The sequence below is a fragment of the Agarivorans sp. DSG3-1 genome, assembly GCF_046774965.1.
Classification (GTDB): Bacteria; Pseudomonadota; Gammaproteobacteria; order Enterobacterales; family Celerinatantimonadaceae; genus Agarivorans.
The window spans coordinates 1,194,808-1,215,484 of sequence record NZ_CP177241.1; the positions used below are offsets into that span (position 1 = coordinate 1,194,808).

Here is a 20,677-nt window from a genome sequence, read left to right on the forward strand (position 1 = left end):
TGTGAAAAAAGGATTATTTGGAAAGAAAAGTGATTTTCTTTTTGTGGTAGGAACTGTTGGAATTCTTGCTGTTTTGTTTATTCCTCTTCCACCAGTAGCTTTAGATTTTTTTCTAATTTGTAACCTAAGCACTGCTCTTTTGGTTCTACTATTAACCTTTTATGCTGAAAAGCCGCTGAGTTTTTCTACTTTTCCATCTATTTTGTTGATAACTACATTGTTCCGCTTAGCGCTCAATATTTCAGCGACTCGGTTGATATTAGATGATGCTGGAGCGGGTAAAGTAATCGATGCTGTTGGGCATTACGTTGTCGGCGGAAACTATGTCGTCGGTGTAGTTGTTTTTATTATTTTAATTGTTGTTCAATATGTCGTTGTCACGAACGGTGCTCAGCGCGTTGCTGAAGTTGCTGCAAGGTTTACTCTGGACAGTATGCCAGGCAAGCAAATGAGCATCGATGCCGATTTGAATATTGGTGTAATAGATGAATCTGAAGCTAAGATAAAACGTGAAGAAATCCAACAGGAAGCAAATTTTTACGGTGCAATGGATGGTGCTACTAAGTTTGTTAAAGGTGACGCAATTGCCGGGATTATAATTATTTTTATCGATATTATTGCTGGCTTAATGATGGGCGTCGGGCATCATGGAATGAGCTGGAGTCAAGCTCTTCAAACTTATACTTTATTAACCGTCGGGGATGGTATTGTTACTCAAATACCTTCATTGATCATAGCGACAGCGACTGGCATTTTAATAACTCGAGCTGCCACCGACTCTAAATTGGGCTCAGAAGTTATCAGCCAAATTACTTCTCATCCTATTATATTAGTTATATTGATTTTTGTTCTAACCTTCTTAATGTTCCTTCCCGGATTACCTAAACTTGCATTGGCTGCGGTTATTGTCGGGGTTATTTGTTTGCTTGTATATGCCTATAAAGCAGCTGATTCCGCTTCAGATAGCATACCAAATCCTGATTCGTCTAAAAAAGAGACTGTAGGTGGGAAAGAAGATTTATACCAGAATATAGAGTTACACCCCATTGAACTTAGATTGGGTTCCGGTTTACAGAATGCACTCGAAGAAATAAGGGAATCTATATTTGAGCGAGTCCAAAACATGCGAAAGCAGTACGCCTTAGAGTCAGGATTTGTTATCCCTTCAATAAAAGTGTTAATCGATGACACCGAAATAGATCAGAGTTCTTACGGTATTTTTATTTATGGGGCTAAATTGGGTTCAAGCCATGTAAAGCTTAACCACCAGTTGGCTATAGCTGGAGCGCAAACAAAAGTGGAGCTAGATGGTGAAAAGACTGTTGAACCCACTTATGGGCTACCAGCAATCTGGGTTTCAGAAGCGGGGCAGAAAACAGCTCAAGCCGCTAATTATACCTTGGTTGATTGGCAGACTATGGTGGTCACTCATTTAAGTGAACTAATACGTTCAAATTCACATGAATTATTAACTAGAAGTGAAGTTGATAACATTATTGCTAGGAATAAATCTCAATGCGAAACATTGTTAGAAGAGATTGTACCTGCTGTGTTAACTATCACCGAGATCCAAAACGTTTTAAGGATGCTACTAAAGGAAGGAGTATCTATACGTAATATACAGCTGATATTGGAAGTGTTAGCAGATACTGGAAAAAGAACTCAGTCTCCAGAAAAGCTTGTAGAAGATGTAAGAAGTAGGCTTGGAGCCTTTATATGTCAGCCTTTGGTTGGATCTAGTGGAGTATTAGACGTACTTACCTTAGACCCAGTTTTAGAAAGAACACTAATATCTTCCTTAAATCCACCTGAGCGAATGGCTTCATTTTCAATTGACCCAACTAGTACCGAGAAACTGTTAAATTCGATTTCTCGTGGCGCTCAAAAAATGATGTCGCATAATCAAATGCCTGTATTGATTTGTTCTCCAATTATAAGACGACGTTTAAAGCAACTAACAGAAAGAATACTACCAAAGCTAGCGGTGATTGCTATGTCGGAAATTCCAAACTCTATGAATGTTAATTCCTTTGATGTTGTATCTGCAGCGATTCAACCTATTAAGCTGGAGAACTAAATGACCGATCCAATTTCTATTGTTTCCACGGCGATGGCTGAAGATACACTTCGCATTAATACCATAGGTAACAATGTTTCCAACGTTAGTAGCGTTGGCTTTAAAGCTCAAACTCTTTCAAGTAAAGGTGACGTTCATTCCGACCTTATTAATAACTCTGATGGTCGGCTACTACGAACAAACCGTAAGTTAGATTTAGCTTTGCAAGGAACGGGCTTTTTTGTTGTTGATAATAACGGACAGCAATTGCTTTCCAGAAATGGTTCCTTCTCTGTGAATGAATCTGGGCAACTTGTTACTTCGAACGGTAAATTTCTAGTACAAGGCAGAAGTGGGCCAATAAATGTTGGAATAGACTCTTTCTCTATCGATTCCAAAGGAGTTATTTGGGTAGGAGATAGAGAAGTTGATCGCCTATTGATTAAACAACCTAACGATTCGATGTTACTAGCTACAGCAGGAAACTACAGCTCAGCTTCTTCTCGAGAGGTAAAAGACGGATATGTTGTGTATCAAGGTGCTTTGGAATCGTCAAATGTAGATGTTGCAGGGGAAATGGTTCAACTAATGGCTGCCCAAAAGCACTTTAGTTTAATGCAACGTTATTTTCTTTTATATGACGGCTTAATGAAAAACGGCATAAACCAAATTGGAAAATCTAAATAGGGACATAAAATGATTGATGCTTTGTATATAGCAGGTTCGGGTATTCAAACCCAACAAACGTATGTCGATGTAATATCTAATAATATCGCCAATGTTAATACCATTGGTTACAAACGAGATTCGGTGAGTTTTTCTCAGGTAGTTTCTGGAGATTCAAGTGCGCAAAATGCTAAGGCTAATGAGGGATCATATCGCGGAAATGGCGCATCAGTAAATGAGATTAATTCTGTTTTTGAAAATGGTGATCTTCGTGCAACAGACTCAGAATTAGATATCGCTATTTCTGGTCAAGGTTTCTTAGAGTTGGTGTTAGACAATGGGTCGCATGCTTATACACGAGTTGGCCAACTTACAGTTAATGCCGATAGAAACTTGTCTAGTCAAAGTGGTCACGTTTTAAGTTCCAATATATCTGTTCCACTGGAAGCTAAATCTTTAAAAATTAGCAGTAATGGAGAGGTTTATGCTCAGCTTCCAGAGCAAACGGATTTAGCATTTCTTGGCGAGTTAGAACTGTCTAGATTTACCAGTGTCACCAAACTCGAATCACTTGGAAGTGGTTTATATGCAGCGAATGAATCCAGCGGTTCAGCATACTATGGAAAACCGGGTGAAGAGGGGTTTGGTGAAGTTAAGCAGGGTTTTTTAGAGGTCTCTAACGTGTCTATGGTTGCTGAAATGGTGAATCTAGTTCTTGCGCAAAGAGCATATCAGTTAAATGCGAGAGTTGTACAAGCAGCAGATCAGTTAATGGAAACAGCAAATAATTTGGCAAGAGGGTAAGCAGTGCGCTATTGCATTTTCTTTCTTTTATTTGTGATTTTTAATTCGAATGCAACAACTGTAGCGCTTTCGTTTAAAAGGCCTGAACTTAGCATAGAAGAGAATGCTCGGTTATCTGATGTATTACATGTTCGTAGTAGCGATAACTCTCTACACAATAAAATTAGCAATATTCTCATACCTCAGTGGAAAGGAAGTGTAACAAGCGATGAAGTGCTAAACCTTGTTAAAACCGTTTTGGTTGATGCTATTTCAGTTAATTGGAGAGGCGCTAAACAGGCAAAAATCAATGTTGTTGAGGTTTTGGAACCTGAAGTTGTACAAAGCATCATGAATGATAAAACGCAACAGTGGGTTATTAACAGTTTTGGAAAGGAGGCATTTTTCAAATGGTTTCCTGGAAATCAACCTGTATTTATTAATGGTGTATCTACAAAAACTCATTTCAATTTAGATGAGAGGAGTTCCAACTCTTCAGTGGTTGTAGGTGATTTGATTTTTGATTCTATAGAAAAACAGCGTTTAGTCCGAGTTAGGTATGGACTAAGTGTATTTATTCCGGTGCTTGTGGCGGCATGTCCCATTCCTAAGGGACAAGTACTTAAGGAAGAATGTTTAATAAGAAAGTACGAGAAGGCTAGATTTGTTAACGATAACTACTTTTATGCTGAAGATGGGAAATTACGAGGAGTATTTGCCCTAAATGACATAATGCGTGGAGAACTTATTAATAATGACTTAGTCAAGGAACCTAGCCTAGTCGAAGCTGGAGATAGAGTTATTGCAACATATATGAAGAATGGCGTGAAAATAGATTCAATTGCTATAGCAGGCAATGCAGGTGATGCAGGGCACAAGATTACTGTTTCAATAAAGTCTTTAGGGGTTAACTTACCGGCGACAGTTAGTTTACAAGGGAGAGTACTAATAGATGAGCATTAAAGTAGCATTAGTATTGTTATTTTTCTCTGCTAGCGGAAACGTTTTAGCAGAAGACTTTTTCGGTCAAGGTGGTTTTTCTTCATTGGTCTCTGACAATAGGGCGCATCAAGTTGGAGATACTCTAACGGTTCTTATTGTGGAAAGTACAGAAGCTAAAAGCAGAGCAGGCTCGGGATCCGAAACTAAGGTTGACATCGACGCGTCGATTTACACCACACAAACTAAAGAATCTGCGGGTTTAGGCTACGGAAGAGATAGCATTGATGATGCTAATACTCGCAGAGAAGGGTATTTCAAGGGCCAAATATCTGTTCGAGTGAACAGTGTGGATGAGTTTGGCATGTTAAATATTTCAGGTGAACAAGTTTTACTCATTAATGGTGAAGAGCAGCGTATAGGTTTAAGTGGTGTTGTTAGACCAATTGATGTTCGAGATGACAATACTGTGTTGTCTAGCCGATTAACAAACTCTCGTATTGAGTTTAACGGTAACGGTGTTGTAAATGATGGCCAGACGCCAGGAATAATCTCAAGAATATTTGGTTGGTTTGGTTTGTGATGAAAAGTTGTAAATTTTGTGGAATTGTATTTTTTTGGCTTTTCCTTAGTTTTGCCTTACCTGTTGACGCATTCAGTGGAATAAAAATTGGGTCGCTAGCCAGAGTTGAAGGCGTGAGAGACAACGTGCTCGCTGGATACGGAATTGTTATTGGATTAAGTGGAACTGGTGATAGTAGAAGAAGCCAGGCAACACTTCAGTCAGTGGCTAATGCATTACAAAAATTTGGTGTGTCAGTATCACCTAAGGATTTAAGTAGCCGAAACGTCGCCGCGGTTATGGTGACCGCAACAATCCCCGCGTTTTCTGAAAAGGGCAATAGAATTGATGTCAATGTTTCTTCTATTGGGGATTCTCGGAGCCTTGTTGGTGGCACATTATTATTAATGCCTTTAAAAGCGGTAAATGGACGAGTTGTAGCAATAGCTCAAGGGTCTGTTTCAGTAGGGGGGTATACCTTTGATTCTAATGGGAATAAGGTCCAAAAAAATCATCCAACGGCTGGGGTTGTTCCTAAAGGGGCTGTAGTTGAATATGCCACCGATGATCAGGTTATTTCTAGTGATGGTAGTTTCACTTTATTGCTAAAAGAACCGAATTTTCATACTGCTAGCAAAATTGTTGACGCGATAAATAGCAAAGACTCAAGTTTGCATGCTGAAACTCTTCATGCTGGAAGGGTTAGAGTTGATTTAGGTCAAGCTCCTAGGAACCTAGCTTTCCGGAAAATAGGTGAAGTTCAGGAGCTGAGCATTATTCCAGAAACCGCTGCTCGAATAGTTATTAATGAACGGACCGGAACCATAGTTGCCGGAGGAACCGTCAAAATAGATAATGTAACTATCACACACGGTGACTTGAAAATTCGTATTCAAACAGACTATTTGGTATCACAACCTAACTCTGTTCTTCGTTATGACCGGTGGGGCTTACCTGGCGAAGATTCTAATAGCAATGCAAGAACGGTGGTTGTGCCTGATACAGATATCAAAGTTGAGGAAGCAGGAAACGGAGGTGTAACTCTAGATCAAGGTGCAACAGTTTCTGACTTAATCAGTGCTCTTAACGATATGAAATTGTCGACCAGAGACATCATAACGATATTGCAATCGATTAATCGTGCAGGAGCTTTGCACGGAGAGTTAGTCGTTCAATAAGGAAGTTTTAGAATGATAGACGATGTAACCAGCAAACTGTTGGTCTTTAGTATGAATATGGAATCATACAAACAACAAGTATCAGCGATTAACGTTGCTAATGCGAATAATGCCAACTTTAAAGCCAAAACGGCAAGCTTTGATTCGGTCATGGAAGTGATGTTGCGTCAAGATAATGCAGCTGATTTACATAAAACAGTAGAGCAATACCAACACTTTCGTATTCAACAGATAGCGGACGCTCAACATCCAGAAAGTAATCATGCTGTTGTACTTGACCAAGAGATCATCAATTCTGATCGAGCATCGTCAAAATATAATAAGTTGGTTGAGCTGTTAAATAGGAAAATTGGATTAGTGAAACTTGGCATAAAGGGTCAATAAATGAGTATCGGAGATATTAAGTCAATCGCAGCGTTTGGAATGTTGCAACAACGAATGATTATTGAAGCCGCCGGTATGAACATCGCTAACGCTAATAAACTCGTGAAAGCAGGAGATTCCTTGCCTTTATTTCGAGTGGATGTGCCTAAAGTAGATTGGATGCGTGCGACGAGTACAGCTTCAAGTGATAAAAACTATCCAAGTATAAAAATAACCTCGGATAACATACCACTAAAGTCTAGTTACTCACCTAATGATCCAAATGCTGATAGCTCAGGAATGACTTGGAGGCCGGATATCGATACTACTCAACAGCTAATCGATGTTGTTAGTGCGAATAGAGCTTACGAAGCCAACTTACGTGTATATAACGCTGCAGGCTCTATGGGAAGCAAAATTATGGAACTAGGAGGCAAGTAAGATGTTGGTCGAATCTATTAGTTTTTTAGATGAAGGCAAAGCCACTAGTCTTCTTCAGCAATCAGATAAGCTTGATAATAAAATTGCAGAAACAACATTTGATAGCTTAATCGTTCATGGTGTAGAGAACCTGAATAGTTCGTTAAGTAAGGCTGATACGCTAACATCCGATTACGCATTAGGTACTGCTGATATCCAGGATGTGATGTTAGCAGTTGAAGAAGCCAATATGACAATGCAGCTTGCTGTTACTGTGCGGAATAAAATGGTTGAAGGTCTGCAAGAGTTATTAAGGATGCAGTTATAGTGAGTGCAAGCAATAGAGATATAGTTTTTAGTTACTTAAAAAAACCACTAGTTATTGGATTGATATTTGTTCTTATTTTTTCAATGCTTGGTGTGTGGTTTATATATCGACCAAATTATAGTTTGCTCTACTCAGGAGTAGAGCAAAGTGAAGCTTCAAAAATAACCAAACAGTTAAAGGAATTGAATATACCTTTTCAGCTAAGTGAGAATGGGACCGCAATCAGTGTCAACGAAAATGTGGTACAAGAAACCCGTATTAATCTTGCTGGAGAGGGGGTATCTATAACGGAGCCTGTGGGGTTTGAAATATTTGATGATGCTGATTTTGGTTTAACTGAGTTTGCCCAAAAAGTGAATTACCAGCGAGCAGTAGAAGGTGAGTTGGCTAGAACGATCTCAAGCAGCAATAATGTTAAGCAGGCTAGAGTACACTTATCTATTCCTGAGAAAAGGTCTTTTCAAAAAGAAGAAGAACCGGTTAAAGCTTCTATTACGGTGATTACTAAAGAAAATAAAGTACTCAGTAAGAAACAAGTTGTGGGTATCAAAAATCTAGTGTCTTCATCAGTAGTAGGTTTGCAAGTTGACAATATAACTTTACTAAATGGAAATGGAGATATCCTCGCCGGTAATGATAACCTTTTGCAGCAAATGGAAGAAGATGGTAGCCGGTTGCATTATCAGAAAGAGTTTGAAGAGTATTTTACTGGTAAAATTGTAAATATCCTTTCACCAGTGTTGGGAGAGGATAATTTTCAGGTTGGTGTACATACCCAGTTAGATTTCGATAAGGTTCGCTCTACAAAGCGAGGCCTAAGTAATTCGCAGAGTGGTGGGAGTGGATTTCTTAGCCGTCGATATGAAAAAACAGATGAATCTTCTGAGAAAAAAATTAGTCAATCAAAAGGAAAGACTCTTGAAGAAGAGTATACCTATGGTAACGAACTCATTGAAACAGAAACTGCAACAGGAAAATTAGTTCGTCTGTCTATCGCTGTCTTAGTTATAGGTGACGTTGATGAAAGTGACCTCGAATCTATTCGGCTGTTGGTCGCTTCTGCATCCGGTATTCAAGTTGAAAGAGGTGATGTGGTCACCGTTAAAGCGATTCCTAGACATCAGCCTTCTATTATAGAGAGCAAAGCTACTCCACTAGTGGAAGAAAAACCTTCTCCAGCTATTAAGATAACTAGCTCTAACGAGAGTACCCCTTCGGGAGAAGTCGTTAATAAGTATAGCCAATACCTAAGTATTGATTTTATAGCTTTTTTCCTCTTTATTTCAGCTTGTATTTCGGTTGTTGTATTTCAATTAACCCGGTTCCATTTAAAGAAAAAAGTCAAGCTACTTGATTTAGATGAAAAGCAAAAACTACTTAAAGAAGTATCAGATTGGATTGCGTTGGAAAACAATAAAGTTAAGGGTTCACAATGACTTCGCCCTTAAAAGTTATAGCGAGCAGATTAGCGGTATTAAATAAGCGTGATTTAAAGTGGATCCTAAAAAGGTTACCAAATGACGTAGCTATTGAATTGAAAGGTTACGTCGATAATTTTATTTTAAAAGCTCCTGAGGATCTAAATGCTCTTACATCAGAGATCGAACTTCACTACGCAAAAGAATGTGAGTTAGCATTTATTAATAGGAGTAACTTGGCTGTGCTCAGCGACGAGCTCTCTTACTTAAGTGCAGAGGACGCCCAATTACTTAATGAGTTTTTTCCTGATAGTGTCAAAAGAGAACTTAAGGCTAAGTACTGCTGGAACTGGTTAGATACTCTAATTGATGGAAATGTTTCTAATACAACTACCTATGTACAAGAAAAAATTCTGTGTTTAGCTTCTGAACACTTGAGTAAGGAGCTTTAGTTATGGCCTCAGTTTTATTAGATACGAATAAAATAAAGAGAAAGCAAGCTTTACCTGTTCCAGCTAAATCGGAATCCACCTTAACGTCAGAAACAGCTAAGAAGCAAAGCAATGAGGATTTGCACTCTGCTATTACTCTAAAAGTTAGGCAAGAAATGGATAGTTATTATCGCCAACAGCTAGAAGACGCATATGAGAAAGGGTATCAACAGTGTAAGAAGGATAATAAGAAATCAAACGATAATTTGGTAGCGGCCATAAGCGAACAAAAAAATAAGTTAATTAAAACAGAGCAATTGCTAAGCGATGCTACTAACGCTCTAACTAAAGCCAAAGGCGACTTATACCTTAAAGCCAAAAGTGAATTGTTAGAGGTTGTGTTTGAAGCCGTAGGTCGTATTGTCTGTGAAGATTACCTGCAAAGCGATAACAGAGTTGAATTTCTTATTAATAGTATTCTAGAAAACCTCACTTTGAACAATAAAGTTACGTTAGCATTTCATTCCGAAGACTTGCATATCATAAAATCTCAATACTCTTCTTTAATTGATAGCAACCCTCATTTGGCTATGGTTAGTAGTCAGCACCAAGAAATCGGTGGAGTAACTATAACATCGGCAGATGGAGAGTTAGACCTTAGGCTGTCTACTAAGCTACAGCAGTTTCAACAGTTACTCATTCAATCTTCAGAAGAAAGCTTTAATGTTTAACTCACTGCTTAAAAGTATTAAGTCAACGCAGTTTGGCAAAGCTTCAGGCCGAATTACTCGCTACAGTGGCTTGATGGCAGAGGCTTCTGGGCTAGATGTTTTCGTAGGTGAGCGCTGTGAAATATTTAGTGAAGATCATCATCAAACTATTCTAGCTGAAGTAATTGGGTTTATTGAGAACAAAACCCTGCTTATGCCAATTGGGAAAGGGGAAGGAATAACACTAAACAGTCGTGTGATCGGTCTGGGTGTTAAATCTATGGTTAAAGTAGGGCATGAGTTGTTGGGTCGAACCATAGATGCTTTTGTTAATCCAATTGATGATTTAGGTGCACTTAAATGCACCTCATTAGCTCCTCTTAGAAGGGACAAAAGACATAACCCACTCAGTCGAGAACGAGTGGATTATAGAGTCAGTACAAGCGTTCCAATTATCGACACTATGCTACCTATCGGAAGAGGGCAGAGAATCGGAGTATTTGCAGGAAGTGGTGTAGGTAAAAGCACTTTATTAGGGCAGTGTGCGAATGCAGACCCTGGTCAGATAAACGTAGTGGCTTTAATTGGCGAACGAGGAAGAGAAGTCGCAGACTTCATCGAAGATAATTTGGGTCAAGAAGGTTTAAGTAGGTCAGTAGTTATTGTGGCTACCTCCGATGAGCCACCATTGGTCAGGCGGTGTGCAGTATTTACAGCATTGGCAATAGCAGAATACTTTTGTGAGCAAAATAAAAATGTTTTGCTGACACTTGATTCAATAACTAGATTCGCGATGGCACAGCGCGAAATAGGTTTAGCTGCAGGAGAACCCCCAACGTCAAAAGGTTACACCCCATCGGTATTTAGCATGCTCCCGGAAGTAGTTGAGAGAACGGGAAACTTTAAAGGAAAAGGCTCGATTACAGCTTTGTTTTCAGTGCTTGTCGAAGGTGATGACCTTTCAGAACCCATTGCTGACGCGATGAGGGGGATTCTCGATGGTCACATTGTGTTATCAAGAAAAATGGCGTCCAAAGGTCTATATCCAGCAGTAGATGTCTTAATGAGTAACAGTAGATTGTGGCATAGAGTTTCTTCTATAGAGGAGCAGAGTGTTGTAAATCAACTTAGAACACATTTGTCCGATAAAAAGGATGTCGAAGAAATGATAGAAATTGGTGCCTATAAATCGAATGAAAATGCAGATTTAGACTTAGCTTATAAAAAAGGCAAACTTATAGAATCTTATTTGCTAAGTAAAAAAAACGAAAATAAGAGTTTACAGCGTCTTTATTCAGACCTCCAAGGGATATTGAATGATGCAGGTTGACAAGAGTGAAGTTGAGCGAATGATTATTCTTTACTCTCGGTCTTTGAAGGCTAGCTTAGCTATGTTAACCAAACTAAAACAAAGTATGAGCCTACTAGCTGTAGAGATGTCCAAGTTACAAAAAGATATTAAGTCCTGCGATAATCGCATCAATGACTTATACAAATGCTGTATAGATACTCATAAAGAAAGTTATTATAGAAGGCAAGAGATATTTGAAATAATAGATGAGATTGAATATGAAAAAGAACGATTGGTCAATATGGAAAATGCAGCCTTAGATAAAGAGTTGTTGATCATTGATGAGCTTTCTTTTATTCACAAGAAAATCAATCGTATTAAAACTTTGTTGTACACTTTGTTCAATAAAAATGCTTTGATTATTGATGAAAAGCATTTGGAACCATGGTTATTACAATATGCTAGAAAAGGTAGTGTAGTATGTTAGAGGTTGCGGTCACTTCGAGTGAAAACTTTGCAAAGTACCAGTCCAAGCTTAATAAAAAGAATGCGTCTGAACGTGATTTTTATCAATTAGTTGATGGTAAGAAAGAATCAAAAGTGCTGTCTAGTTCAACTAAAGTGCATTTAGAAAGTAGCGCAGAACTATTGATGTTGAACTCTTCCCAAAATGGACATTTATCTAACGAGGGTGAATATCAAGAATGGTTTGAGTCTCGAGGGCATAACTTTAGTTTTAGTTTTGGTCACTTTCAAACAGAACGTATATCGACTAATAACTCTTTGGAAGATAATAAGTTTGCTGAATTATACCCTTATACTCTTGTCGCTACAGGAAGCTTAGAGCATATAAGTACAATAGCTTCTAATGCTCAGTTATTTACAGAAAATAGTAATACAGTTAGCTATTTACAAGTTGCTCTATCGGCTAACTATAAAGTTAACCAAGCTGTTAGCTTCAAAAATGTTAGCAGCACTAAACGCCTAAAAAGTGTTTCTGATGATATTGGCCTCAGAGCTTTCAGCCACTTTTCTAAACCTGCTCAGAAGACATCAAAGCAACTTAGCTCTTATCAAATGGCGAATAGTCCAACATTACAATCTTTTAACTCTATATCTTTTAAGAAATTAACTTATATCAGGTTAGTCGATGGAAATGTCAAAGTAGTGTTGCGAGATTATCGTATTGATCAAGAACAGATGAATGAGTGGTATCACGAAATTAGAAGTAGTCTTAAACCTCATACTGGCTATGTACTAAATGGAGTGAGCCACCCAACAATTGGTAAAGGGAGGTCATCGTGAATGTAGAAGCTATTGGCGCTAATTTAGGTGCCCAGCAGGCAAGTTCCTTGGATAATACAACCTTATCTCAAGAGGATTTTATTAAGCTTTTTATGGCGCAGTTGAACTTTCAAGATCCCTTGGAACCCGTAGATAACGCTGAATTTCTGGCTCAAATGGCTCAGTTTACTGCAGTAGAACAAACAAGGATGATGAATGAAAAGCTGGATAGTTTATTGGCATTTGGAACTGTTGAGCAAGCAACTAGTTTAATCGGAAAACCTGTTGAAATCCGCAGTGGAACAGCAAATCAACCAGGAATTGTTAAGGCTGTTGAATATACAGCAAACGGCCCTAGTTTGACGATCGACACTGGAAGCAGCGAGTACTTAAAAGGAATTTCTATCTCTGACATAACGGTTGTCACAGATCAGTAAAAGGAGATCAGTATGTTACAAGCATTTTATAGCGGACTATCTGGATTAGTTAGTTTTTCGAAAGGACTAAATCAGTTATCCAATAACGTTTCAAATATGAATACCCCAGGTTTTAAAGCTAAAGACTCTTTCTACCAAAGTGTTACCGGGGATAATGGCACTACTTTAAGTAACGAGTTTTTAAGGGAAAAACAAGGCGACATAAGAAGTACTGGTAATTATACCGACTTAGCTATAGATGGTGCAGGTTTCTTTGTTCTTCAAGATGGGGCAAACAGTTACCTAACTCGCGCTGGACAATTTACCATTGATGAAAATAATTTACTGGTAGATAAGGCAACAGGTTATGCAGTAGCTGGTATTGATAAGAACGGCAATTTACAAAACATCAATATTACCGATAACAAGTTCTTGCCACCTGAAGCAACGTCTAACGTTATGTTTGAAGGAAATATTTCAGCAGACGGCGACGCGCACTCAGTAGAAAATGTATTCGTTTTTAGTCGAATAGGAGAAAACTTAAATTACAAGTTTGAGTTCGCAGATAGACACGCAATATATAAAACTGAACAAGATGCAGATGGCGAAGATATTGAAGTACCAACTGGTGAGGTTGGTTGGACCGTTAAAGTCAAAGATGCTAATGACAATGTCGTTTCTACTGGAGAAGTCCGGTATTCCGCCGATGGAAAAATAGTCGATGCATTTAGCCAAATAGAAATAGAAGTCCCCCAAGATTCAGCAAATCCCGACGCTGATAAATCAACCGTAACTTTAGATTTTTCTAATACAAGTGGTTATGCCGCTGGAGAGTATTCTGATATGTCGGCGTCAGCAGAGGATGGGCATGCCTTAGCAGGATTGACGCGAGTAAGCTTTGATAAAACAGGTAGTTTAAAATTAACGTACTCAAATGGTGATGATGTAATAGCTGGCCAAGTTGCGTTAGCTAATGTCAACAACGTTAGTATGTTGAAGCAAGAAAGCGGAGTATTGTTTTCTGCAATGAACGACGGAGATGTCATTCTTGGTCGAGCCGATTCTGGCGAGTTTGGCGAAATTATTGGCGAAAGTATTGAGCTTGCTAACGTTGAGTTGGCAGAAGAGTTTGCCGATATGATGATAGTTCAAAGGGGCTATCAGGCTAGCTCTCATGTCATGAATATCGCAAATGAAATGATAGAAACTCTATATAATTCAGGGCGATGAAGTAAATCTTATGAAACCAATTAGATTTTCAAATCGTTCAGGTTTGCAAGTATTAATGGAAGCTTTTCAGCCCCTTGTTGAACAGTGGAAGATTAACTGGGTGTCTACAAATTCCGAGCACTTAGCACTCGAAGCCGATTTATTACTGTCACCACCAACTCAAAAAAGTTGGTTCAGTGTCAGTGCTAACAAAGGCCACTTATTTGTCCCACACGATGAACAAACATTAGTAAGTTTGGTCGAGCTTATTTTCGGCGTTGATGATAAAGCTGCCCGAGTGCTTTTAGAAAAAAATATAACTAAAACTTTGGTTTTTCATGCAATAGAAGAACTTCTATTGTCTTTTTCTGCGCATTTAGGTGGTAACTCAAAGCAACATTTGGTTGAGACTAACAAGCCTTCTTTGCAGTTCGGATTAATAAATGCCGGGGGATATGTTTTTACGCTTGGGCCAATAGAAATCGTAGCTGACGGCGCATTGACTAAAGTTGAAAACCCAAGTTCTTCTCAACTCAGTAGCTTAAGTTCTAGTATCGAGAAATCTAAGGTTACAACTGAAATATACCTACCGACTAGCAAAGTAAAATATGATCAAATAGTCAATTTGCAAAAAGGCAATTTGCTGATCACCGATGCTAAGGTGGGCAACGCTTTGGAGTTACGAGTTAACAACAAAGCATTTAAAGCAGGTTTTTTAGCAAAGCGGGAAAAAAACTTAGTTTTACAGATTAATAATGAGGACCGTTGAAATGGAAGAAGTAATTGTATCTGATTTAGCCATAGAAGAAGTAGGTGAAGAGATAGTTACTAACGACGTAACTTGGCGAACAGAGGCTATTAAAGAGGTCGAGGTTGAAATAGAAATTAGAGTCGGTCAGGCTTTAATGACAGTTGCGGAGTTATTTTCTTTAAATAAAGGAAGTATCGTAGAGCTAAGTAACCACCTTAACCAACCTGTGGAACTCTTACTGAACAACAAGGTTATCGGAGAAGGTGTTTTAGTCGCCTGCGGTGATAACTATGGCGTAGAAGTTACCAATGTTGCAGAGTGATGAAAAAGAGCTGATAAATACGCAAATCGTAAGTTCAGACTTAGCATTTAAATCCGCCCCAACTACTGACTTTTCAACAATGCTAAGTATTGTTGTTGTTTTATTAGTGGTGTGCGTCATAGCCTTTTATTTATCAAATAGAAATAGAATGTTCATCAAGAAGTCTCCTGCTACTAGTCAAGATAAGTGGCACCTAGTGGAACGAATTAAACTCTCTGATAGTACAAGTATATATATTGTTAGTGATGGTCAAACCCAATGGCCAATAGCAGAGTCGAGTAAGAATATCGAGGTATTGGCGTCAGTCAAAAACCGAGAGCATGATGCGAATATCCACAATGAATAATAGAAAAAGGTTGTTGTTCAAGAGTTGCTTAGTGTGCTTTATGGGGATGCCATTTATTGCACAAGCCGCCGTTCCTGGGGGCATACCGTCACTACCTGAAAGTACATTCTCATTGTTAGAGGACGATTGGCAGGCTCCGGTTAAGTACCTAGTTATGGTTACTGCATTATCGTTTATCCCTGCGGCAATGATAGCTGCCACCTCTTTTACACGAATAATTATTGTTTTAAGTATGTTGCGCATGGCATTGGGCTTGCAGTCCTCCCCGCCAAATTCAGTTATTGTTTTACTGTCTCTCTTCCTTACTTTTTTTTCTATGTCCCCAGTTATTGAAGAAGTAAATAACTTAGCGATAAATCCTTACTTAAACCAAGAGCAAAGTTTCAAGTCGTCTGTAGACATAGGAGCTGAGCAATTTAAGAAATTTATGGTTGTTAATACTGAAGAAAATGCCTATCTGTCATTACTCGAAGCTACGAACACGCCTCCTCCTCAGAGTATGGATGATTTGTCTTATTTACACTTAGTCCCCGCCTTCATGCTAAGTGAAATTAAAGTAGCTTTTCAGATGGGCTTTCTTATTTTCATCCCGTTTGTGCTCATCGACCTAATTGTTGCAAGTGTATTAATGGGATTGGGGATGATTATGGTGCCACCCATGACCATTTCAATGCCCTTAAAAATTTTGGTCTTCGTATTAGCTGATGGTTGGAATTTGCTCACGCACTCTCTTTTATTGAGTTTCGCTAATTGAAGACCCGGCTACCAAAATGAACGAAAACGCTAAGTTAACAGAAGTTGTAAACTTGTACTCTTCGTGGACAAGAGGTGTCGCGAAGAGTTTGTACATTAAATACTATGCTTCAGGTGTTGAGCTTGAGGATTATGTGCAATATGCAACAGTAGGGTTAATAGAGTCAGCCGAGCGATTCGATCGCAAGCAGCCTGTAAAATTTACCAGCTTCGCTTACTTACGCGTAAAGGGTACGATTCTTAATAACATTTATAAATACTCAGAGGTGGGTAGTCTCAGTCACAATATTAGGCGCAGAGAAAAAGAGCGTTTGAGTAGCTTAAAAGAAAGCGCAGAGACCACAATCGAGGCCTATTCTTCATTGGTTATCGAGCTGTCCATTGCCAACTTGATAGAGGACAAAGTAGAACATCTTTTTTCTGAAGAGCAAAATTTAGAGCCTTACCAAAACTACGAGAATACTCAAGTTTTGGGCTTACTTAAACCGTTACTCATACAACTACCCTATCTACAAAAACAAGTAATGACTTTGCATTATTTTCATCAATTGCCGTTTGCAAATATTGCTTCAGTGCTTAATCTAAGCCGCGCACGAGTATCTCAGTTGCATGTTGAGGCTTTACGAGTTGTGCGAAAGAAAATGGAAATTAACAAATGTTACGATTGCTAATTGAAAGGAAGCTATAAATAGTATGCTGGCAATTGCATGTACCTTAGTTGACGCGGAAGAACAGCTAGATTTTTTTATCCGATACCATCTGTCTATTGGTTTCGACCGTTTATATCTTTTCTTTGATGACCCTTTGGATAGTTCAATCGAAATTGCAGTCCGTTATCCTCAGGTAGTTGCAACTAAATGTGATGCTAGCTGGAGAGAACAATGTAAGCAAAGCTTAAAACCTAGCTCTATATTGGAGGCAGGTTTATACGATCAAGAGGCAATGATAAGGCAAGAGGCTAATTTACGGTTTGCTTTAAAAAAGGCATCTAAAGATAAAGTCTCATGGCTTTTACATATCGATATTGACGAATTGTTCTATGTTCCTACATATGATGCTAAAGCACACTTTAAAGAAGTTGCTAAAAGTGGGAAAAAAAACATCCTTTACGCTAATGCAGAAGCACTTATTGATTCAAAAAATACGACTCGTATTTTACCTAGTTCCAAGCTATTTAAGCGGAACTTCTTTAAACAAAACAAATGGGTCTTTTCCCAAGCACAAAGAGATCTACTTAAGTCGCTGGGTATCAAACCAGAGCATTATTTTCACTACTACCAAAATGGTAAATCTGCAATTCATTTAGACCAGGGTATAGAAGTTATAGATGTTCACAGTTTCAAAACCAAAACACCCCCCTTCCTCTGGGAGCAAGATCAGGCTAAGGTCTTGCATTTTCCTTGTCCCACTTATGATTCTTTTGAAAAAAAATATCAGCGTTTAGGGCTATTCTCTAATCAATGGCGCGGTAGCCCGCGAGATGGATTGTTTATTAGTAAGCTACATACCCAATCAAGAGATGTAGCAGCCCAAGGTGTGAAGCTAAAGGAATTCTACACATCTAATTTTTCGCTAGAAGATCTCGCCATTATAGCTTCACTTCAGCAGGCAGGTTTGGTTGATAGCATAGAGTCGTTGGAAAATCAGGTAAAAAGCCAACATCAACTAGTCGCTAGTTCTATAGCTTCTAGAAATAAGCTAATAGACAAATTACAAGGCTACTGTGAGCAACAAAATCTAAGTGCCAATCTTACTGAACCATTAATTAGTCAATTAGTTGAACACATTGGCCGTTTAGAATACGCCCTAAGTACGGTTTATCCTAAAGAAGGCTTAGCACATCAAATTATTGAATCGGCTTTCAAGCTAGTAGTTCAAGCAACGGAAACTCGATCACCTTTTTTCCGCGATGTTGACAACCAACGTGGTGCCGAACACGATTGGCTTTCGGCCAGTTCACGAGTCGGTGCTTGTTTGTATGTAGACAAATTTGCTGGCAACTTTTCGGGCTTAAAAGCACGCTTAAGTTATTTACGTGACATGGGAATAAACTATCTCTACTTGTTGCCTCCTTTTGAAGCACACCCAGGTAAGAATGATGGTGGATTTGCAATTAAAGACTATGAGCAAATTGCAGCTCACTTAGGTGGTAATAGCCAGTTTAATGAGTTTGTTTCTCTATTAAAAAAATATGATATCGGATTGTGTTTAGATTTCGTGCTTAATCATACTGCTATGTCACATGAATGGGCTCAAAAGGCGATAGCGGGAGAAGAAGACTACAAGAACTATTATTGGCTTTTTGAGTCTGAGCAAGAGGCCATACAGTGGCTGAATGGAGTAGAGGACACATTCCCAGAACAAGGGCGTGACATTAGCTTTAATAAAGAGCTGAACTGCTATATTTGGACAACCTTTAATCAGTATCAATGGGACCTAAACTACAGTAACCCTAATGTTTTTTTGGCTATGTTAGAAAAGCTGTTGTCATTGGTTAATATGGGGGTCGATGTTCTCAGGCTTGATGCTATTCCGCACATTTGGAAAGAGAAAAATACCGGTTGTAAGAACCGGCCAGAATGTCACTTGTTAGTTGAAGCATATCAAGCGTTTGCTTCAATGCTATCTCCAACAGTCAAACTTGTATCAGAAGCCATAGTGTCTCCCGATAAAGTAGAAGACTATATACAAGATGACCGAACCAGCTACGCTTATCGACCCGTACTAACAGCCTCGTTATGGTATTCAATTATGAGTGCCGACTGCTCGGTTATGAGGCATCAGTTATCGCGTTGGAGTGCTTTGCCAAAAAATTGTAACTGGATAAGCTATGTCAATTGCCATGACGATGTACACTGGGTGTTTAGCAATAATTCTTTACTTGAACAAACACCTAGCCTAAAAATCAATCATTTTTACGACAAAATACTGTCTTTCTACATCAACCCCACAGATAGCACTTTCGCCAGAGGAAAACTATTTCAAAGAGCGCGTATAGTAGGCTCAACAGCATCTTTAGCTGGCCTAGAAAAAGCCTTAGATAACTCTGACCAATTGGGGATAGAAAAAAGTGTAGCTCGTATTCTATTGATGCACGCTGTTGTCTTGTCTATAGGTGGTTTACCCATTATCTACATGGGCGACGAAGTCGCTGAACTTAATGATTATAGTTATGTCAACGATCAAGACCTTGCCTATGATTCGCGTTGGATCCACAGACCAAAGCGGAACTGGTTCGCACTAAAAAATGCTTTAGCGCGGCCAAATAGTCCAGAATCTAAAGTGCGTTCCAGCTTAACGCAGTTGTGTTTATCCAGAAAAAAATTGCCAGTTTTGTCTGGTCATATATTTAAACCAGCATTAACTGACTCGCGACAAGTTTTTGCCTTTACCAGGGAAGATAGCGAATGTGAATTTCTCTTCTTAGGTAACTTCTCCCCATTACCTCAGGTTATCGCCACTTTAGATAGTGCAAAAGAGTTAGCGGCGAATAATTGGAGAGATGTTTTAGATGATGACCCCAAAGAAAAACCATTACCCAAGTCACTAAAGCCTTATCAATATTATTGGCTAATTAGGATTAAAGTTAAAACGGAGATTTAATATGTTAAATGAGAAAAAATTATTGGAATCAGATGAGCTACTTGCGTTGTCTCGTATAGCTATTGAGCGTGAAGATTATGAAGGCGCACTTATGAAGCTAAAGTCAATATTAGATGAGCCGGAAATTCCAGTAGGAGTTTATGCTTTACTTGGAAGGGTATATGCCGCTTTAGAACTGTTCGAAAAAGCAATAATTGCGTTCGATGAGTACCTAATACATAGGCCCGAAGTAGTGCCAGAAAAGTTTCATCTAGGAGCTGTGTATAGAGAGATGGGAGAGAACGAAAAAGCACTACAAATCTGGGATGAAGTACTAGAGAAAGCACCTGATTTCCCGCCGGTTTTATACAATCAAGCTCTCTATTACCTAGAAGAGAAAGACGAAGATGGTGCAATAGAAAAGCTTAACTATATTATTGAAAATATAGATCCTGAAGATAACCATGTAGATATGGCCAATCGATTATTATCAACAATAAGTTTAGCGTCATAATTATCTATGCAAGAGAACAGATTCTATCTATTAGAGTTTAGAATCTGTTCCAATAAAAGTTGCATGTCTTCATCCGAAGCTAGCAGGCTTGAGATTTTACTACTTAGTTTATTAATATCATTTTCAGTCAGCTTTTCTGCCAAAGGATGCTTACTAATAATATTTTGGTTCAACTTAAAAATAGCTTCTTGTGGATTATCGTTATAGAGTTTTTTAAGTGCAGAAAAGTCTATAGGTGTCGGCTTTTTCTGCAAGCGTTCACTAACAGCCTCTTTCTTTTTTGTTCTACTTTGAGAGTTTTGTCCTAAGCGCTGTATACTAGTTGGCGCAATAGAGCGAACTATCTTAGTCATAG

The 20,677-nt window shown here is 38.7% G+C and carries 25 protein-coding genes; 24 read left to right on the forward strand and 1 reads right to left on the reverse strand.

The window, feature by feature from the left end; genetic code table 11:
* The first annotated feature begins 1 nt into the window (after position 1).
* From ACLD71_RS05610 to ACLD71_RS05725, 24 genes are read left to right on the forward strand one after another with little or no spacing between them, the layout of a single operon-like run.
* On the forward strand, positions 2 to 2,077 hold the full coding sequence (locus tag ACLD71_RS05610) for a flagellar biosynthesis protein FlhA (protein ID WP_411993486.1): 2,076 nt from the start codon (positions 2 to 4) through the stop codon (positions 2,075 to 2,077).
* Entirely contained in the window at positions 2,078 to 2,743 is a 666-nt protein-coding gene (locus ACLD71_RS05615) for a flagellar hook-basal body protein (RefSeq protein WP_411993488.1), read from the forward strand. It abuts the gene before it with no gap.
* 9 nt (positions 2,744 to 2,752) lie between these two features.
* Positions 2,753 to 3,526: a flagellar hook-basal body protein gene (locus ACLD71_RS05620; protein ID WP_411993490.1), complete on the forward strand. Its 774-nt coding sequence runs from the start codon at positions 2,753 to 2,755 to the stop codon at positions 3,524 to 3,526.
* 3 nt (positions 3,527 to 3,529) lie between these two features.
* Positions 3,530 to 4,468 carry a flagella basal body P-ring formation protein FlgA gene (locus ACLD71_RS05625; protein ID WP_411993492.1) on the forward strand — a complete coding sequence of 313 codons (939 nt, stop codon included), beginning with the start codon at positions 3,530 to 3,532 and terminating at the stop codon, positions 4,466 to 4,468.
* Positions 4,458 to 5,027, forward strand: coding sequence for a flagellar basal body L-ring protein FlgH (locus ACLD71_RS05630; RefSeq protein WP_411993493.1), 570 nt, complete (start codon positions 4,458 to 4,460; stop codon positions 5,025 to 5,027). Before ACLD71_RS05625 ends, ACLD71_RS05630 begins: the two co-directional genes overlap by 11 nt.
* Positions 5,027 to 6,184, forward strand: a complete 1,158-nt coding sequence (locus tag ACLD71_RS05635) for a flagellar basal body P-ring protein FlgI (protein ID WP_411993495.1) — start codon at positions 5,027 to 5,029, stop codon at positions 6,182 to 6,184. The genes ACLD71_RS05630 and ACLD71_RS05635 overlap by 1 nt, the downstream gene beginning before the upstream one ends.
* Before the next feature lie 12 nt (positions 6,185 to 6,196).
* Entirely contained in the window at positions 6,197 to 6,568 is a 372-nt protein-coding gene (locus ACLD71_RS05640; RefSeq protein WP_411993497.1) for a hypothetical protein, read from the forward strand.
* A complete protein-coding gene (locus ACLD71_RS05645; protein ID WP_411993499.1) occupies positions 6,569 to 6,988 on the forward strand; it encodes a flagellar basal body rod protein FlgC in 420 nt (139 codons plus the stop codon).
* 1 nt (position 6,989) lies between these two features.
* Positions 6,990 to 7,295, forward strand: a complete 306-nt coding sequence (gene fliE / locus ACLD71_RS05650; protein WP_411993501.1) for a flagellar hook-basal body complex protein FliE — start codon at positions 6,990 to 6,992, stop codon at positions 7,293 to 7,295.
* Positions 7,295 to 8,731 (forward strand): flagellar basal-body MS-ring/collar protein FliF, encoded by a 1,437-nt coding sequence (fliF, locus tag ACLD71_RS05655; protein WP_411993503.1) that lies wholly within the window; start codon positions 7,295 to 7,297, stop codon positions 8,729 to 8,731. Before fliE ends, fliF begins: the two co-directional genes overlap by 1 nt.
* Positions 8,728 to 9,165: a hypothetical protein gene (locus ACLD71_RS05660; protein WP_411993505.1), complete on the forward strand. Its 438-nt coding sequence runs from the start codon at positions 8,728 to 8,730 to the stop codon at positions 9,163 to 9,165. Before fliF ends, ACLD71_RS05660 begins: the two co-directional genes overlap by 4 nt.
* 2 nt (positions 9,166 to 9,167) lie before the next feature.
* Positions 9,168 to 9,875 (forward strand): FliH/SctL family protein, encoded by a 708-nt coding sequence (locus tag ACLD71_RS05665; RefSeq protein ID WP_411993506.1) that lies wholly within the window; start codon positions 9,168 to 9,170, stop codon positions 9,873 to 9,875.
* The gene (locus tag ACLD71_RS05670; RefSeq protein ID WP_411993508.1) at positions 9,868 to 11,184 is read left to right on the forward strand and encodes a FliI/YscN family ATPase; all 1,317 of its coding nucleotides are present in this window, start codon (positions 9,868 to 9,870) and stop codon (positions 11,182 to 11,184) included. Before ACLD71_RS05665 ends, ACLD71_RS05670 begins: the two co-directional genes overlap by 8 nt.
* Complete coding sequence (locus ACLD71_RS05675; protein WP_411993510.1) at positions 11,171 to 11,632, forward strand: hypothetical protein; 462 nt, start codon at positions 11,171 to 11,173, stop codon at positions 11,630 to 11,632. Before ACLD71_RS05670 ends, ACLD71_RS05675 begins: the two co-directional genes overlap by 14 nt.
* Positions 11,626 to 12,450 carry a hypothetical protein gene (locus ACLD71_RS05680; RefSeq protein WP_411993512.1) on the forward strand — a complete coding sequence of 275 codons (825 nt, stop codon included), beginning with the start codon at positions 11,626 to 11,628 and terminating at the stop codon, positions 12,448 to 12,450. Before ACLD71_RS05675 ends, ACLD71_RS05680 begins: the two co-directional genes overlap by 7 nt.
* Positions 12,447 to 12,866, forward strand: coding sequence for a flagellar hook assembly protein FlgD (locus ACLD71_RS05685; RefSeq protein ID WP_411993514.1), 420 nt, complete (start codon positions 12,447 to 12,449; stop codon positions 12,864 to 12,866). The genes ACLD71_RS05680 and ACLD71_RS05685 overlap by 4 nt, the downstream gene beginning before the upstream one ends.
* Positions 12,867 to 12,878: 12 nt before the next feature.
* Positions 12,879 to 14,075, forward strand: a complete 1,197-nt coding sequence (gene flgF / locus ACLD71_RS05690) for a flagellar basal-body rod protein FlgF (protein WP_411993516.1) — start codon at positions 12,879 to 12,881, stop codon at positions 14,073 to 14,075.
* 10 nt (positions 14,076 to 14,085) lie between these two features.
* A complete protein-coding gene (locus ACLD71_RS05695; RefSeq protein WP_411993518.1) occupies positions 14,086 to 14,823 on the forward strand; it encodes a FliM/FliN family flagellar motor switch protein in 738 nt (245 codons plus the stop codon).
* A gap of 1 nt (position 14,824) precedes the next feature.
* Positions 14,825 to 15,127, forward strand: coding sequence for a FliM/FliN family flagellar motor switch protein (locus ACLD71_RS05700; protein WP_411993520.1), 303 nt, complete (start codon positions 14,825 to 14,827; stop codon positions 15,125 to 15,127).
* On the forward strand, positions 15,114 to 15,473 hold the full coding sequence (locus ACLD71_RS05705; RefSeq protein ID WP_303552725.1) for a hypothetical protein: 360 nt from the start codon (positions 15,114 to 15,116) through the stop codon (positions 15,471 to 15,473). The genes ACLD71_RS05700 and ACLD71_RS05705 overlap by 14 nt, the downstream gene beginning before the upstream one ends.
* The gene (gene fliP / locus ACLD71_RS05710; RefSeq protein WP_411993522.1) at positions 15,466 to 16,227 is read left to right on the forward strand and encodes a flagellar type III secretion system pore protein FliP; all 762 of its coding nucleotides are present in this window, start codon (positions 15,466 to 15,468) and stop codon (positions 16,225 to 16,227) included. Before ACLD71_RS05705 ends, fliP begins: the two co-directional genes overlap by 8 nt.
* A gap of 16 nt (positions 16,228 to 16,243) precedes the next feature.
* The gene (locus ACLD71_RS05715; RefSeq protein WP_411993524.1) at positions 16,244 to 16,897 is read left to right on the forward strand and encodes a sigma-70 family RNA polymerase sigma factor; all 654 of its coding nucleotides are present in this window, start codon (positions 16,244 to 16,246) and stop codon (positions 16,895 to 16,897) included.
* Positions 16,898 to 16,919: 22 nt separating this feature from the next.
* Positions 16,920 to 19,829: an alpha-amylase family glycosyl hydrolase gene (locus ACLD71_RS05720; protein ID WP_411993526.1), complete on the forward strand. Its 2,910-nt coding sequence runs from the start codon at positions 16,920 to 16,922 to the stop codon at positions 19,827 to 19,829.
* Position 19,830: 1 nt separating this feature from the next.
* Positions 19,831 to 20,322 carry a tetratricopeptide repeat protein gene (locus ACLD71_RS05725; RefSeq protein ID WP_411993528.1) on the forward strand — a complete coding sequence of 164 codons (492 nt, stop codon included), beginning with the start codon at positions 19,831 to 19,833 and terminating at the stop codon, positions 20,320 to 20,322.
* A 23-nt stretch (positions 20,323 to 20,345) separates the two neighbouring features.
* On the opposite strand, the gene ACLD71_RS05730 is transcribed toward ACLD71_RS05725, so the two are convergent.
* A complete protein-coding gene (locus tag ACLD71_RS05730; protein WP_411993530.1) occupies positions 20,346 to 20,675 on the reverse strand; it encodes a hypothetical protein in 330 nt (109 codons plus the stop codon).
* Positions 20,676 to 20,677: the final 2 nt, after the last annotated feature.

Bases quoted from the DNA above. Each gene is read 5' to 3' on its own strand.
- ACLD71_RS05615 (WP_411993488.1), top strand. From the start codon at position 2,078: ATGACCGATCCAATTTCTATTGTTTCCACGGCGATGGCTGAAGATACA.
- ACLD71_RS05620 (WP_411993490.1), top strand. From the start codon at position 2,753: ATGATTGATGCTTTGTATATAGCAGGTTCGGGTATTCAAACCCAACAA.
- ACLD71_RS05630 (WP_411993493.1), top strand. From the start codon at position 4,458: ATGAGCATTAAAGTAGCATTAGTATTGTTATTTTTCTCTGCTAGCGGA.
- ACLD71_RS05635 (WP_411993495.1), top strand. From the start codon at position 5,027: ATGAAAAGTTGTAAATTTTGTGGAATTGTATTTTTTTGGCTTTTCCTT.
- ACLD71_RS05640 (WP_411993497.1), top strand. From the start codon at position 6,197: ATGATAGACGATGTAACCAGCAAACTGTTGGTCTTTAGTATGAATATG.
- ACLD71_RS05645 (WP_411993499.1), top strand. From the start codon at position 6,569: ATGAGTATCGGAGATATTAAGTCAATCGCAGCGTTTGGAATGTTGCAA.
- fliE (WP_411993501.1), top strand. From the start codon at position 6,990: ATGTTGGTCGAATCTATTAGTTTTTTAGATGAAGGCAAAGCCACTAGT.
- ACLD71_RS05660 (WP_411993505.1), top strand. From the start codon at position 8,728: ATGACTTCGCCCTTAAAAGTTATAGCGAGCAGATTAGCGGTATTAAAT.
- ACLD71_RS05665 (WP_411993506.1), top strand. From the start codon at position 9,168: ATGGCCTCAGTTTTATTAGATACGAATAAAATAAAGAGAAAGCAAGCT.
- ACLD71_RS05670 (WP_411993508.1), top strand. From the start codon at position 9,868: ATGTTTAACTCACTGCTTAAAAGTATTAAGTCAACGCAGTTTGGCAAA.
- ACLD71_RS05675 (WP_411993510.1), top strand. From the start codon at position 11,171: ATGATGCAGGTTGACAAGAGTGAAGTTGAGCGAATGATTATTCTTTAC.
- ACLD71_RS05680 (WP_411993512.1), top strand. From the start codon at position 11,626: ATGTTAGAGGTTGCGGTCACTTCGAGTGAAAACTTTGCAAAGTACCAG.
- flgF (WP_411993516.1), top strand. From the start codon at position 12,879: ATGTTACAAGCATTTTATAGCGGACTATCTGGATTAGTTAGTTTTTCG.
- ACLD71_RS05695 (WP_411993518.1), top strand. From the start codon at position 14,086: ATGAAACCAATTAGATTTTCAAATCGTTCAGGTTTGCAAGTATTAATG.
- ACLD71_RS05700 (WP_411993520.1), top strand. From the start codon at position 14,825: ATGGAAGAAGTAATTGTATCTGATTTAGCCATAGAAGAAGTAGGTGAA.
- ACLD71_RS05705 (WP_303552725.1), top strand. From the start codon at position 15,114: ATGTTGCAGAGTGATGAAAAAGAGCTGATAAATACGCAAATCGTAAGT.
- fliP (WP_411993522.1), top strand. From the start codon at position 15,466: ATGAATAATAGAAAAAGGTTGTTGTTCAAGAGTTGCTTAGTGTGCTTT.
- ACLD71_RS05715 (WP_411993524.1), top strand. From the start codon at position 16,244: ATGAACGAAAACGCTAAGTTAACAGAAGTTGTAAACTTGTACTCTTCG.
- ACLD71_RS05720 (WP_411993526.1), top strand. From the start codon at position 16,920: ATGCTGGCAATTGCATGTACCTTAGTTGACGCGGAAGAACAGCTAGAT.
- ACLD71_RS05725 (WP_411993528.1), top strand. From the start codon at position 19,831: ATGTTAAATGAGAAAAAATTATTGGAATCAGATGAGCTACTTGCGTTG.
- ACLD71_RS05730 (WP_411993530.1), bottom strand. From the start codon at position 20,675: ATGACTAAGATAGTTCGCTCTATTGCGCCAACTAGTATACAGCGCTTA.